A 15,760-nucleotide genomic window follows, 5' to 3' on the forward strand; every position below is an offset into this window, starting at 1 on the left:
TTCTGGTCATCAATTATCAATGCTCGATTTAAAGCAGATGCCAAGACTTCTTAAATCCATCACTTATCAGTTAAACACTTACTCGTTATCATTTTCGTCCTGAACCTCCTATGCCACTATATTTCTGTAACCCCATTCTGACGCATGTTTAAGCAAGATAGGAATCAGCTATTTTCTAAATATAAGTAATCGCATTATTTTGAGATTTTTAAAAAATTTAATTGAAATTCCTAAATATTAAAAATGTGATTATCTTTTTCAGATATTGATCCTGTAAGAAAAACCTTGGAAGATTATCGTTTACAGTTACCGAACTGTCTAGCATTGCAGCCAGTATGGAATAGCTTCGGGCAACGAAATACCATCTACTTATAATTGTTAATTAATTATAAGAAAAATGAAAATCTCCTTTTTTTTTCCTGAAACAGGAGCTAAAGCAAACACCTTAAGGCTTTAAGGCGCTTTTTCTTTAATGCGGGAAAACCTCTCTCTCAGAAGTAATGCGTAAAAACTATCGGAGAGAGAGGGATTCGAACCCTCGATGGAGTTTTCACCCCATACTCCCTTAGCAGGGGAGCGCCTTCAACCTGCTCGGCCATCTCTCCTCCATTAGATTAGCTCTAATTTCGGGTTCTTAATTTTTAACTTAATTATAATTTCAATACTTTCGAAAGCACCCTACCTTAGTAATAGAGAATATGATAGCCGCCCAAATTAAGGATGTTAACACGCAAACGAATTAACAAATTCCTGCTAGATAAAAATACATCGAGAGAATTGTAGAAGTTGATATCTATATTTAATCTATCTTATCTTCTCGAGCTTATCCCTACAATCTTATTCCTACAATTTGCTGAAGCAAATACCAACTTCGCTAGTAACGAAGTTACAGGTTCAGTCAGATTCAATAGTCTTTTGGACAGTTTTGCCTTCCAACTTCGTTAGTCTTTCTTGTTGAATACGTTCATAAATTTCTTCGCGATGGATAGAAATTTCTTTCGGTGCATCTATCCCTAGACGAACTTGATTACCTTTAACTCCAAGCACTGTCACTTTGACATCGTCTCCAACAATCACCGACTCGCTAACACGTCTTGTTAGAATTAACATATTCCTCTCCTTTTTTGAGGAATCCCTACCACAAGCCTTCTTTGCGCAACTTCTCTATAATTAGCTTTAGTACACAATTGAAGTTACGGCTTACTAGTTGCCTACTAGTAAAGGCTTTGAAATAATATAGGAATTTACTGAAAAATCAAGTAATTTCTTTTTTCAGTGTAAACTACAAAGATTTCACACTTATACTTTTAACACCCTTTTACGAGAAAATTTGACTGATCTAGCTTGAAAGCTGAATGGAGAGTGCGAGCGCTAAGATCAATAAATTTCTCATCGATTACCGCAGAGATCTTGATTTCCGTCGCTGTAATTAGGTGAATATGAATTCCTTCCTTACCTAGTGCACTGAACATATGAGAAGCAATTCCGGCATGAGAACGCATACCAACACCCACAAGAGAAATTTTCGCTACGGCATCACTACCCAATACTTCCCATGCATTTAATTCAGAGGCCACTTGCTTCATAATCAAAAAAGATTTTACATAATCATCACGTTGTAACGTAAAACTAAAGTCAATTTTAGTATCAGTGGTGGGTACATTTTGAACAATCATATCAACTTCGATATCTGCTTTACTGAGTGGGCTTAAAATATGGCTCACCAATCCTGGTCTTTCAGGTATGCCCTGAATAGTGAGTTTCGCTTGTCGTCGATCAAGAGCAATGCCAGAAACTAATGGTCGCTCGGCGGCTGCATTATGCTCAAAGGTAATTAATGTTCCCGGACTTTTTCGTAAACTTGATAATACACGTAATGGTACTTTATATTTACCAGACAATTCGAGACAACGATTTTGCAAAACTCTTGCGCCCAAACTGGACATTTCCATCATCTCCTCAAATGTAATTTGAGGAATACGCTGAGCTTGTGGGACTACTTTTGGATCACTGGTATAAACCCCATCGACATCAGTGAAAATTTGACATTCATCGGCCTGTAACGTTGCTGCTAGTGCAACTGCGGTGAGGTCCGAGCCACCGCGCCCCAAGGTGGTGATCTCACCCGTTTCACTAATCCCTTGGAAACCAGCAACAACAGGAACACAACCATCTTGTAAGTCGTGACATAAAATTTCTGGATCGATATCTACAATACGCGCTTTCCTATGTTTATTGGTTGTGTGTAAAGGAATTTGTGCAGCTGTATAAGAACGTGCAGGACAATTTCTCGCTTCTAGAGCCATGCTTAATAAGGCAGCCGACATTTGCTCACCGGTTGAAATCAGGACGTCATATTCACGTAAATTAGAATCAGAAATTGTTTGAGCTAATTTAATAAGGCGATCTGTTTCACCATACATAGCGGAAACTACCACCACCACAGCATGTCCTTCCTGGCGTGCCTCGGAAATGATGCGAGCTACATTTTGGATCCTTTCTATATTTGCAACGGAACTTCCACCGAATTTTTGAACGATTAATGACATAAGTTATTCTTCTAATTTATCCCATTCGCGTTTTAATCCATTCGGAAACGAATTGGAGCGCTTCTTCTAATCGCTCAGGAGAATTGCTACCCCCTTGTGCCATATCAAGACAACCACCGCTACGTCCTCCGATTTTTTCTGCAATGGGTGCTAATAGTTCTGTAGCACTAAAATATGCTAAGCAATTCCTAGTAACTCCCGCTACTAATTGTACATGCTTACCTTCTTTAAGGGCTAATACAATCGCCGCTTTTTCCAATTTTTGTTTCAATTGTTTCACAATAGAGCGTAGGGTATTACAATTAATCCCATTTAATTGGATAGCAAGTACTTTTATTCCTTGGATATCTATCATCTTTTTTGATAAACTTTCCAGTTTCTGATAAAATACCTGCTGTTTTAGTTTTATTAATTCTTTCTGTTGGTTATGATGATTTTCTAACAATTGATCCAACTTGTTGATTAAATTATTTCGGTTTGTTTTAAGTAAACCACTTAATGTTTGCAGTTGCTCTTCTTCAGACTCAATATACGCTGTGGCTGCTTGTCCAGTCACCGCTTCAATACGACGAACACCAGACGCACAACCTGACTCAGAAATAATTTTAAAAAGACCAATTTCTCCCGTTTGTTTTATATGTGTCCCTCCACAAATTTCTGTCGAAAAATGTCCCATCTCGAGTACTCTCACCACTCCTTCATATTGCTCTCCACATAACGTAAGTGCTCCTACCTCTTTTGCTTTTTTCACTGTCATCACTTTTACATTTGAAACCAAATTAGCTTGGATCTGTTGATTAATTAATCGTTCCACTGCGTATAATTCTTGCCTTGTCATCGTGTTAGGATGAGAAAAATCGAAGCGCAAACGCTTAGCTTCCACTAATGAACCTTTCTGCATAACATGCTCACCCAACACGCGCCGCAAAGCTTCATGCAGTAAATGTGTAGCTGAATGATTTCGCATGACATCTAAACGCGAACTATCAATTTTAGCATAAACTTTTTGGTTAACTTGCAACTTCCCCTTAATGACTTCACCTAGGTGCAAATAAACGATGCCTTGTTTGTGAGTATCTTTAACACGAAAATGACCACCCTCAAAAAATAAATAGCCTTGATCTCCAATTTGTCCACCTGATTCTGCATAAAAAGGTGTGCGATCCAGTACAACGATCCCTCTTTTACCCTCGCATAAAGCACTAGTCGGTTTATCATCTTGCAGTAGGGTGATGACTCGAGCTTCAGATTCAAACGTTTCATAGCCAACGAATTCAGTTTTTCCACTAATATACACCGTTTGTGTATGATTAATGCTAAAATGACGAGCTTGCTGTGATTGTTCACGTTGACATTTCATAGCTTTATTAAAACCTGCATAATCTACGGAAAATCCACGCTCTTTGCCAATATCAGCAGTCAAATCTGGAGGAAAACCAAATGTATCATATAACTGGAAAACTATCTCACCTGGGATGTTACGCGATGACAACTTCGATAGTTGATGATCTAAAATTTTAAGACCTTTCGATAAGGTTTTGGAGAATTGCATTTCTTCTTGCTCAATCACTTGTTCAATTAAAAGTTGAGCTTTAGAAAACATTGGATAAGCATCGTCCATGACTTCAACCAATGGTCCTATTAATTTATGAAAAAAAGGTTCTTGTTGTCCTAATTTATATCCGTGGCGAACTGCACGTCGAATAATCCGTCGTAAAACATAACCTCTTCCTTCATTTGAAGGAACAACACCATCACTAATCAGGAAAGCCGAAGAACGAATATGGTCAACAATGACACCCATAGATGTATTTCGAAAGTCATTTTTTCCTACTAGCTTACCCAATACTTTTAATAAAGACTGAAATAGACTAATATCATAATTATCATGAACTCCTTGCATGACCGCAGCAATGCGTTCTAGTCCCATGCCTGTATCAACGCAGGGCTTCAATAAGGGATGTAATTTTCCATTTAAGTCTTTGTTATATTCCATAAACACTAAGTTCCAAATTTCTACGTAACGATCGCCGCCAGCGCTTGGACTTCCTGGAGGCCCTCCGATTACCTCTGGACCATGATCATAAAATATTTCTGTACAAGGTCCACAAGGTCCTACATCCCCCATTTGCCAAAAGTTATCCTTCTCACTACAACGAGAAAAACGCGTAGGGTCTATTTTCATTTCTTTTAGCCAAATAGACTCACTTTCATAATCATTACGAAACACTGTTATCCACAAACGTTCTTTTGGTAATTCTAAAACTTCTGTTAAAAAGTACCAGGCATATTCAATTGCTTCGCGTTTAAAATAATCGCCAAAGCTAAAATTCCCAAGCATTTCAAAAAAGGTATGATGGCGCGCGGTATATCCTACATTTTCTAAATCGTTGTGTTTTCCTCCTGCACGCATACAACGCTGCACAGAAACAGCTCGTTGATAGGGACGGGTCTCAATACCTAAAAACACATCTTTGAATTGCACCATACCTGAATTAGTGAATAGCAAAGTTGTATCGTTTGTTGGTACTAGTGAACTACTTGGCACAACTTCATGATCTCGTTGTCTAAAATAGTCAGTAAATATTTTTCGCAGTTTATTGCTATTCAGATATATCGGCATTCTCTCTATAAACCTTATCCAACGATAAATTAATGCAACATCAGAAAGGCGCATTGTGTTAAAAAATGCATCTGACCTTGAGATGTTTGTTGCATTGAATTATGATACTTCACTGCGCCGAAGTTTGAATAGTAGTTCTCAGTAAAATTATTCATCTTGAACCAGACTACGACAATCAGTGAAGTATCATAGTCTACTCTACTACTGCAGTTCTATCGCAATACAAAGAAAATTGGAGTCTATTTGATAATAGACTACCCATCATGTTATGTTATATACAGAACCTTCACATAATGCTCATCGCTTTAAAATTATCTCTAGATAATACATTGTCCCTAGATAAATGATGAGAGACAGGATAACACAGTCTCTATTTTCCAGTATAAGAACCTACTTTAGTGTTTCGCACATACTTAGAAATACAAATAACACACAATAGTACATGTTGCATAAGTTTATCACTTTGTTGCAACATCCTTAGAAGTTTTCAAAGATTCTTTCAATAATAATTTTTCACGCAAATGGCCTTCAATTTCTTCTGCAATATGCGGATTTTCCTTCAAGAATTGACGAACATTTTCTTTGCCTTGACCAATACATGACCCATTGTAACTATACCAAGCACCTGCTTTTTCAATGAGATCATTTTTAACACCGAGATCAATTAATTCACCTTCCTGAGAAATACCAAGCCCGTAGAGAATATCAAATTCCACTTGACGAAACGGTGGCGCAACTTTGTTTTTAACTACTTTAACACGAGTCTCACTACCCATAATTTCTTCTCCCTTTTTAATAGAACCAATGCGACGGATATCCAACCGAACAGATGAATAAAATTTAAGTGCGTTACCACCAGTTGTGGTTTCTGGATTGCCAAACAGTACTCCAATTTTCATACGTATTTGGTTAATAAATATCACTAAAGTATTAGATTTTTTTATATTTGCAGTCAATTTACGTAATGCTTGTGACATCAAACGAGCTTGCGAGCCCATATGAAAATCACCCATGTCACCCTCGATTTCCGCTTTAGGGGTTAGAGCTGCTACGGAATCAACAACAATTACATCGACGGCTCCTGATCGCACCAGCATATCAGTAATTTCTAAGGCTTGCTCACCTGTATCTGGTTGCGACACTAATAATTCATCTATTTTGACGCCCAGTTTTTCAGCATATATCGCATCCAAGGCGTGTTCCGCATCCATAAACGCGGCTGTACCTTGCATTTTTTGACACGAAGCTATGGTTTGTAAGGTGAGTGTTGTTTTACCAGATGCTTCTGGCCCATAAATTTCTACCACACGACCTCTGGGCAATCCCCCGACTCCTAACGCAATATCTAGACCTACTGAACCAGTTGAAATAACTTCAATATCTCGTACGAGACCGGGATCTCCTAATCGCATTACCGACCCTTTTCCAAATTGACGTTCAATTTGTGATAAAGCGACACCTAGTGCTCTAGTACGATCTTCCATTCTTAGCCCCTTACTATATCTAATCAACAATAAATTCTAACACTATATTATTAACCCATCCCATCACTTATTAATCATCACTTTGCAATCAAGTTATAAAAATAATGCATGACTATCAAAATGTACTATTCCATGAACACATACTATACGCTATCATGTAAACTATCTTTCAACTAATTTAACTAACCATTTAATTAACCATTTAATGCATAATTAATTGAAGAATCACAGACACGATGCGCCAATTTTCAAAAAAAAAACTTTTCGATATTCTATAAAACCACCCTTGTTTGCAATAGCAACCCACACCGTGCCAACTAGTTTGTCTTTCCTTATACTTCTTGGTCCCGCAACGTCCGTAATACTCACAGTAATACTTGTATTGCTTCTTTTTAATACACCTAATACCATTTCACGTGCCACTACTTCGCTGACTGCACCTTCCTTTTTGATTAATTTAAAATTGGCACCTAGGAATTTTGTTTTGGATTTATTGTTATAAGTAACAAATCCACAATCAAACCAGGCCAAACTACCAGAAACGCGCGTAATAATTTGACGAAACCCACCACCAGTGCATGATTCTGCCACAACTAATTTAAGTCCCTTAGCTTTTAAAGCAAAACCTAATCGATGACTTAAAAGGGTAATTATTAAGATGCATGCATAAAACTCTATAGTTCACTCCATAGTTCAAAGAAACATTACTATCTATCCTGCTAAGCAGGAATTTTAAGATAATAGCAATACTGCTTGGAGATCACCAGATTTTCACCAGGCTTTCTAAACATGAATTTTACGGGTAAGTAGTAATGAAAAAAATACAAACCGTTCTAGAGTATACTAGATATACCTATATTATGATACACCAATATTTGAGTATTTAAAGTAAACAAAATCCTGATCTTTCAGGGTCTTACCCACCTCCTGGAATCTTATTAGTACAGAGAACTGTATGCATTAATTTACTCTACTTTAGTTTATACTCTACTAATAACGACGTCCATTTCCATCATCATCGTAGACTATCTGATAAAATAGCTTGACTTGGTGAATTAGCCATTTTGAATAACCAGTTCTATTATCTATGTCAATGCTACAAGAGACCCTATGGTAAGTAAAGATATTTACATCATTACTTCTAAATACAGTTCCGACGAAGAAGCCCTACTAACTCGGTATTGATAATGCACACTACTATAATCATTTTACAGTAGTCATTTACAGAGCAACAGAAGAAAGATATAATTTCCCATCGGATAAATGAACAAAATTACGGCAGGACAAGCAGCCATTTAATTTTAGACTTATCTGTTGACTTGATTAACTGCAATATGAGCAAAAATATCAATGCTCATTTTTCAGATCGCTTGCCAGATATATCCGATCACGTCAATGTCTTCCAGAATATCTTCTTTTAATTATCCATCTTTTTACAAATCTGTAATTTTTTAAGTGGTGGTAAATCAGTTAAATTCTTTAAGTTAAAGTAATCCAAAAAATATTTAGTCGTACAAAATAAACGAGGTCTGCCAAGCACATCACGATATCCCGAAACTTTTATCCATCCACGATCCAACAATTTTTTTACAATATCCGAACCTACCGATACACCGCGCATTTCTTTGATTTCCCCGTAAGAAATTGGTTGATTATAAGCAATGCACTGGTTTTTTCTTCCATAGTTGTTGCAACCACGAAGAAAAATCTTTTTTGTTTGAAAACGATATCCACTTGCGACTTCCTGTAACTCTATACTTCGATCCTGATAGTCTCCTTTGAGTTCGGATAACAAGTTTTTTATTTCAGTTATTGAAGGTAAATCACATTTGTCAAATAATTGCTGTAATCGACTTATCGTTAAAGGTTCAGCAGAAGTAAATAATGCTGCTTCAAGAATCAATTTCCGATTCACTTCGACCATAGTTTATCTTTTAGCATAAATATAAATGGGCGCAAACGGTTTATTTTGAATAAACTCAATAACTGATTGACGAATTAATTCTAAAATAGCAATCAAAGTTACCACCACTCCCACTCGTCCTTCTTTTTCTGTAGATAAACTAGTAAACAATATAAAATTTTCTTTTTTGATATATTGATAAAACGCAAGACATCCGTTTCTGGACGGATAAAGGCTCTCGTGCAATCGCATGTGCACTATAAAGTGAGGCCCGTTCTGAAACTTTCTTAAATGCTTTTAGCAATTCTGATAATGCGATCTTTGAACATACTGCTATTGGCGATATTATTGGTGGCATCGCGGCATCTGCAATGAATACATCTCGTTCAATGCGTGGTAAATTGTCTAATGCACAAGCCACTTTTTTATGACGCTCATGCTTCTGTAGACGATGTATTAATCTGACGCGTGGATCATTAATCTCATTTTTTTGCTCCTATCGCTGGTTGAAGCAACAAAAGCTGAGATTTGATCTCAGCTAGCGTAGCTGCCATCACTAAATATTCAGCAGCAAGTTCAACTTGCATTTCTCGCACAAGATATACAAACTGAATATATTGTCGGGTGATTTCCGCAATTGGGATATCCAGAATATCGATGCTACGTCTCTGTGATAAAATAGAGCAGGAGATCGAGTGGTCCTTCAAACGCCTCGAGGAACACTAGTAGTGCATCAGGTGAAACATAAAGATCTTCCGGCAATCGAGTCATCCGTCGACCAGATATTTTAATATTCCATGCTAATGTACAACTAACATCTTTTTGATCTTCCACAATTTAGTTCACTATTATTGCTTAGGACTAAGCACAGCACTCTGATATTGTCTCATAATACTCTTTACATGTCAATTAGGCTATTTCTTTTTTAACGTACGGTAGACTTTTCCTTCCTTTCAAACAAAGGTGTTTCAGATTAGGATAATTTCAATAAAAAACTATATTGCTACCAGACTTAAAAGAGGGCTGAAGAGCTTTTCAAATATTCCTCCTAGTTCTCCTTATTTATTGACATGCATCCATTAAATCCGATATCGATCTTCCTCAATTTAATTCACACTGGTTATATTTTAGCTATTAATAGGCCAAATGATAGTTTGATCAATTCAACTGTTGAATGAATAGGGCCTACTATTAGTAAGTAATAATGATGGAAGATGTATGACAGGGTATAGCAGAATTTTCATCAGTTTTTCAATTATGGGATAACGATAACCAGCTAAAATAAAATGATTTGTTCGTTTGTACACTGTTTTATTTTTCACTGATCTAATTGACAACTGTAATCATGCTACCTCAGTTTATCTATAAATATCGTATTTTGATGCAGAATTCTCTTTTCTTTCTTCTATATTTACTCAATATTTAATAAGCATAATGCTCAATTAAAAAACTTCTCAGTTTTATAATAGGGATACGTGATTTCTATGGTATTACATTTAGGAAGCCAAAATTTCTTAGAAAAACACAAGTAGCGGACAAAAACATAAGGATCTCTCACATATATGTTTCCACATAATAATCGTAAATAACAGAATGAGATTATCAATCTGGGATTATCAATCTGCGCGTATAAGCAGCAATTTATGACAAATCTCGGTATATAAAATAATAAAGATGAATATTTTATATATCTGCGGAATAAACAATTTATTTTAAGCGCTTTAATCTTAATTTCATAATCTATATTCTAAAAAATATCATGCGATTTTATCGAAAAAATACAAACATCCTCAACTTTAATCACTTTCATGACACGCTTTCATCAGACGTTATTATAAGTACACGGATATACGAATTGTTGTCATAACTTAGTAGGAATATAATACCGTTTTATTCTAGAAAAATAGAACAAGATCATTGTTGATGGAATTTTTATTTTAATTGTGTTTTCGTCATTTATTTTTTATTGCTTACAAATTTTGTGGCATTTATGTTGCTATAGCCGTAATAATGACAACATCAGCCTTTCAAGTTGGCGCCCATTGGATTCGTTTTCATCGATTTGAAAAATTTCACGTAATGACCTTAACTTTTATTTTACTATTAGGCGGATGTACTTTCATTTTCTACAAAGCTATTTTTATTAAATGGAAACCCACTATTGTGTACTGGATATTCTCAATTTTTTTATTACAAAGCTATTTTCTAAAAAACATACCTTTATCTACCAAATATTTAAAAGAAAAATTGATTTAAAGGAAAAATTGCACTACCTGCAAAAATTTGGTCTCGTTTAAATTTAAGTTGGGCGTTATTTTTTCTGGTTCTCGGTATTTTAAATATAGTCGCTGTCTACTACCTTAGTACTAAGGCATGGATTAATTTTAAATTTTTTGTTACATCTGGACTTATATCAATTTTTATTATTGAACAAGCTTTTTATATTGCTCGACATGCGTTGCAAAATCCAAAAATAGACACCTGCTAATATACTACACCATTAAATATTTTGACTTTTATGAAAATTAAGAAGACGATCTTATAGCTATCACAATGTGCAACCAAAACGTTTACAATAATTAAAATTGCTCTATAATCAAGAGAAAATTGATTTTTAATTATAGTTTTTTACTCAATGAAGATGGGAAAACTCCATTACCAGTATCCAAATTATCAAAATTATTGGGTATATAAAAAGATATCTAATCATCCATGATGCGACAACAAAGTCCTACTTAAATGAAAGAAAAACGCCTTACTCAAATTAAAGAACAACTCAGCAACATCTTACATCCTGAAAAACTAATCGTTACAGATGAAAGTCACTATCACCAGGGTCATCCCGGTGCAAAAGAGGGTAAAGGACATTTTACAATAGTAATTGTCGCGAAAGCATTCAATAATAAATCCTTACTAGAAAGACATCGCATCGTTTATGAAGTATTAGATAGCTTAATACAAACGGACATTCATGCTTTAAAGATTCATGCTATTGATGCATCTTGACTGCTTATTTTTATTTCTATTACTGTTATTTCTATATTTTAGATACTTAATGATAATCAATGATACAAAGCATAACAACAAAGATAACCGATAACTCAAAACTAAAAACATAAGACACATAATGATAATAGTCGATAGACAATAAACTACTGAAAATAGCACCCGATTATCAATGATATTTATTGTAATACATCTCATTGGAAAATCAGCTATGATGCACAACTAATCATTCTAAGTAGATCAACAAATGGAAAAATTATTATAAATTATCTAGTTATAAGAAGCAGTCATCATAATCAGCAGCTATCATAATCCCAAAAACGCTTTTTGCAAATTAGATATGCAATACACATATCATTATTAAAAATAAAATTCCCATTTCCAATTGATTTCCAGTTAGTAAATACTCATAATAGACTACTAATATAGTTAACCAACGTTACCAAAATGATTCACAACAATAAAATCTGATAAATCGTAGGGTACTATGTGATACCACTTGTTATGCTTAGCAAAGTAAAAATTTTCTAGTACCAAATATAGATGATTGTAAACACCTACAAAAACAAGCGTAGAACTAAACCTTACAAAACGGTTGTCCCTACAACAAAAACAAATAGTCAAACACGACTATAAAATACTAATACTATAGCTAAAAGAAGGTGTAGACTGAAACAGTTCAACAACAAAGTTAGATAACAATTCTTAATAAAAATTGAAAATGGTTAGGAGACTATCTTAACTAGAGATGATGTGAAGAAAGTAAGACGACTTCCCATTTTTGATCTGTGTTTTATTATATCTTATCATACAGCATAGTACAACGTAATGTAAGTTATGGTACGAGCTATCTTGGAGAAAACATCATGCAAAAAGAGATACATCCAAATTATCAACAGATCGAGGTCACCTGCAGTTGTGGGAATAATTTTTTTACGAGGTCTACATTAAATTACAATCTTCGCCTCGAAATTTGCTCAGCATGCCATCCATTTTATACTGGTCAACAAAAGATTATTGATACAGCAGGACGTATCGAGCGCTTCCGTAAAAAATATGCAAAACGGCAGACTTTAGACGCCACTACTAAAGAAACAAGAAAGAGGAAATAGAAGTCGTTATAAATTAAGATGACATCTCTCGTGGTCGGTGCTGATTGAATCATTGTGAATCTTTTCTTCTTCTTTGACACCCTTTGAACAATGAAAGCGGCGCCTTTGTGTTGAAGTAACCTTAAAATAACTTATCTACACAATGATATGCCTTATATTAGAAAGTATCCTTGGGCTGTTCGTTGCTTTTTTTACAAAATATGGTCAATTTACAAAATAGAGTAAACAGTACCTAGCGACTCCTCTACGGTGTCCAATCCATATATTTTGTCGAAATCGACCTCTAGATTTCATCTACATTATCTTTAAAATTTCATCTGTTTTAGATTAGGTACTTATACAATCACTTTTATGGTTTTAAACCTGTATTAAGTAAATCTTTATTAGAAACATCGTCTTCAACATAACAAACATCTAAAAATAAGATATGGAAGAAAAGTTAGGCTTTCTACAAAGCCTAACTACATATTTAACTTCGTGCACGAATAATAACAATGTGATACTTCATTATACTTCACTATCAATCTAGTTAGTGGGGAAATTATACTGTTATTGTTATTGTGTTACCGTGTGAAATTATCACAAAACTATGATAGATATTGAGACAAGCATCCAAGGAATATATCTCCCAAAGTTAAGGTTCTATAACTGTTATCGGCAGCTTAATTGAAAACTACAATACACACCGATAGGGAGAGGTTTGTGTTTAAATCGTGGCGACTCTAAAGTAATGTTTCGTCAGTCTTACTACGATACAGTATGGGTATGTGACTGTATTGTCAACGCCTAACTGAAGGGAGAGTTAGCTGCTTATAAAACTAATGATTCGTCTGCTATCTCTAGTATAGTTCTTGAGGAGTAGCTGCAAGTAATTAATTAATAATACAATAAAAGCAGCGTTAGTTTGTTTGGCGGTTGCGGAACTTCTGTACCTGTGTGTAGCTTACTAGTATCACTGACTAACAGCCTGATTTATTGGCTGTCGTCCTATGTAGACTTGATACAAGCAGTCGATGTTACACATCACAATTCGTTGGCATATTACGTGATTTCTCAGTATGTAATCAAAAGTGGTCAAACGTAGATGTAAAGAACATCTAAACGAGTACAGCACGCCCGAACCTAAAACTAGCGCCAATTGCGTCTCGTCTGCTTTGGTTATTCTCTAGATTCGTGAATAAATCGAGTACGGTATAAATAATTACTATTTTATTATTAGAATCAAATCCATTTTTAATAGGCAGTCGCTGAGCTAAAGCAGGTATGAAAAGAAAAGAAGCTCCTATTGAGAATGACTCGCTGTTTTATAAGAAAGAAAAAATAGGAAAAATGGCCAAATACCTGTTTAGAAGTATTGGAGAGTTGAAGATATAAGTCGGTGGTGCTACATTGAAGTAAATGATCTTTATAGAGCCTTGTTAGTTGATACGTCGTTGCAAGTGGATTGTCGATTGTCAAGGTTTTTCCCGATTAAATTAAGACAGCTGGTGGTAATTTCCAGCAAAGACTACTCTAAAAAAATTTCTATGAATATTTTATGTATGAGCTGCAAAATATACCGATGATTCTCGAAGAAATTAGTTAGACGGGTATTCTTTGGAAAAGTATTTTATATAACAAAGCAGTTAGCAACAGAGTAGGAAAAATTGGTATACGAATCGACGACAATCGAAAGTAAGCGAACATGTTAAGTAAATTACAAGCAGGTGATATAATTATCACGGTAAATAGGCAAAAACATTATGATGCAAGTGTAGTTAAATGGTGAAGTAGGAGCTTATTTTAGCTTCTCTATAGCAATAGAGGCTTTGAGTGACATGAAAAGATTATATGTATGGCAAGGATAAGTGGAAAGAATAGGTGAATATCACACGTTACTATGTAAAACTTGTATCTATCGGCTCCTTTTTTGTTATTGTGCTTAGTAGATTAGGTATTTGCTTTTTTAGTAAGACTTGAGCTATGATTTTCTGAAGATTAGAACCATCAATTACTACAGTGGTGATTACACACGACGGGACGTATGTTTAGTTGATGAAAAATCAAATGAGCGCACAAATTGAAAACTTGCTGTCGATGGATAGTGGATCGTATCACTTCGGTCAGTTCGATCGAGTTGACTAAATTGCTGTTTAATATGAACCTGTGTCACTATCGGATGTTACTATAATACGTTGAACATGCTGTCAAAAGGAGATATTTTGATGACGAAAGATAACGATCATACGCGTATGCTTCTTAAATACTACAAAAATAGTGGCCATCGGTCACTGTTACTAAATTATAGTAGCTGTAATTAAGTAGCTATAATATAAGTCATAAACATAAGTCATAAACATCGTTTGGATGATAGTCTACTAAAGTTAATCGTGGATCTTCATTCTTAATTTATATTTAGAACCTTCGACCTTGCGTGAATTGTTAAATCAAACTTCTGGACTTTCCGCTCATGATGAGAGCCCTTGTTTGTCAAAAGACTTTATAAAAACCCCCATAAGGGGGTATTAATAGCACATATAACTAAACAGAATATTACTTGCTTTGGCTATAATTTGGCTATAAATGTAAGTTGTGAACTTATTAATTATCATAAACAAACACTGATGGTAGATCTTTCTTCAAAAAATATTATAAGTAATACTCTAGCAGATACGCATTCCTTGCTTAGCAGCGAGGTGTGTTTAAAAAGAAAGGGGAGACGCATGCTAAAACTATGATCACGGTTTTGATCGAAAGCTGTAATTACAGCAGTTTTGACAATTCGGTATTCTCTTTAAAACTACAATATTCGTATAAGTTTATTAAAACGGTAACAAGTAGTTGCCGAAGCTAATAGAAAAAGATCATGACACTAATCTTTTTAAAACTAGATAAGTGAATTGCCAAACAAAACGAGAAAGAAGTAAATAATTTTGATGGAAATACTATATAAAAAGTTCTATCGTATTTCTTGTTTCTTTGTTAATACTATCAATGGGTTTGAATAGGAGATATTGATAGTTCTAGACAATGAATAGATTGGACTAGTGAATATCAGACATAAAAATGAGGAAGAACATCAGAAGAATAAGTCGGTCGTAAAA

At 34.9% G+C, this 15,760-nt stretch carries 12 protein-coding genes, 1 tRNA gene and 1 pseudogene; 3 read left to right on the plus strand and 11 right to left on the minus strand.

Translation table 11 applies throughout. From position 1 onward, the window contains the following. Positions 1-515: 515 nt before the first annotated feature. The 11 genes from CEAn_RS02590 to CEAn_RS03690 all read right to left on the minus strand — a co-directional run bounded on the left by CEAn_RS02590 (position 516) and on the right by CEAn_RS03690 (position 9,393). Positions 516-605: transfer RNA gene (locus CEAn_RS02590), tRNA-Ser, on the minus strand. Between the two features lie 289 nt (positions 606-894). After that, positions 895-1,110, minus strand: coding sequence for a carbon storage regulator CsrA (csrA, locus tag CEAn_RS02595; protein ID WP_211923661.1), 216 nt, complete (start codon positions 1,108-1,110; stop codon positions 895-897). A 197-nt stretch (positions 1,111-1,307) separates the two neighbouring features. Next, complete coding sequence (locus tag CEAn_RS02600; protein WP_211923662.1) at positions 1,308-2,549, minus strand: aspartate kinase; 1,242 nt, start codon at positions 2,547-2,549, stop codon at positions 1,308-1,310. 16 nt (positions 2,550-2,565) lie between these two features. After that, positions 2,566-5,160 carry an alanine--tRNA ligase gene (alaS, locus tag CEAn_RS02605; protein ID WP_211924172.1) on the minus strand — a complete coding sequence of 865 codons (2,595 nt, stop codon included), beginning with the start codon at positions 5,158-5,160 and terminating at the stop codon, positions 2,566-2,568. Between the two features lie 470 nt (positions 5,161-5,630). Then, a complete protein-coding gene (gene recA, locus CEAn_RS02610) occupies positions 5,631-6,656 on the minus strand; it encodes a recombinase RecA (RefSeq protein WP_211923663.1) in 1,026 nt (341 codons plus the stop codon). A gap of 225 nt (positions 6,657-6,881) precedes the next feature. Continuing rightward, positions 6,882-7,247 (minus strand): CinA family protein, encoded by a 366-nt coding sequence (locus CEAn_RS02615; RefSeq protein ID WP_244670051.1) that lies wholly within the window; start codon positions 7,245-7,247, stop codon positions 6,882-6,884. A gap of 826 nt (positions 7,248-8,073) precedes the next feature. Further along, positions 8,074-8,580: an SMC-Scp complex subunit ScpB gene (gene scpB / locus CEAn_RS02620; RefSeq protein WP_211923664.1), complete on the minus strand. Its 507-nt coding sequence runs from the start codon at positions 8,578-8,580 to the stop codon at positions 8,074-8,076. Between the two features lie 3 nt (positions 8,581-8,583). After that, positions 8,584-8,730: a hypothetical protein gene (locus CEAn_RS03675; protein ID WP_244670052.1), complete on the minus strand. Its 147-nt coding sequence runs from the start codon at positions 8,728-8,730 to the stop codon at positions 8,584-8,586. Further along, positions 8,720-8,980: a hypothetical protein gene (locus CEAn_RS03680; protein WP_244670053.1), complete on the minus strand. Its 261-nt coding sequence runs from the start codon at positions 8,978-8,980 to the stop codon at positions 8,720-8,722. Before CEAn_RS03680 ends, CEAn_RS03675 begins: the two co-directional genes overlap by 11 nt. Positions 8,981-9,041: 61 nt before the next feature. After that, a complete protein-coding gene (locus CEAn_RS03685; RefSeq protein ID WP_244670054.1) occupies positions 9,042-9,266 on the minus strand; it encodes a segregation/condensation protein A in 225 nt (74 codons plus the stop codon). Next, positions 9,220-9,393, minus strand: a complete 174-nt coding sequence (locus CEAn_RS03690; RefSeq protein WP_244670055.1) for a hypothetical protein — start codon at positions 9,391-9,393, stop codon at positions 9,220-9,222. Before CEAn_RS03690 ends, CEAn_RS03685 begins: the two co-directional genes overlap by 47 nt. 1,107 nt (positions 9,394-10,500) lie before the next feature. Here CEAn_RS03690 and CEAn_RS03730 point away from each other — a divergent pair. The 3 genes and pseudogenes from CEAn_RS03730 to rpmE all read left to right on the plus strand — a co-directional run bounded on the left by CEAn_RS03730 (position 10,501) and on the right by rpmE (position 12,677). Next, a pseudogene (locus tag CEAn_RS03730) lies at positions 10,501-11,047 on the plus strand (inner membrane-spanning protein YciB). 251 nt (positions 11,048-11,298) lie between these two features. Then, complete coding sequence (locus tag CEAn_RS02635; protein ID WP_211923665.1) at positions 11,299-11,565, plus strand: BolA family protein; 267 nt, start codon at positions 11,299-11,301, stop codon at positions 11,563-11,565. Positions 11,566-12,431: 866 nt separating this feature from the next. Next, complete coding sequence (rpmE, locus tag CEAn_RS02640; RefSeq protein ID WP_211923666.1) at positions 12,432-12,677, plus strand: 50S ribosomal protein L31; 246 nt, start codon at positions 12,432-12,434, stop codon at positions 12,675-12,677. The last annotated feature ends 3,083 nt before the right edge of the window (positions 12,678-15,760 follow it).

Source organism: Coxiella endosymbiont of Amblyomma nuttalli, from assembly GCF_018107685.1.
Taxonomy (GTDB): Bacteria; Pseudomonadota; Gammaproteobacteria; order Coxiellales; family Coxiellaceae; genus Coxiella.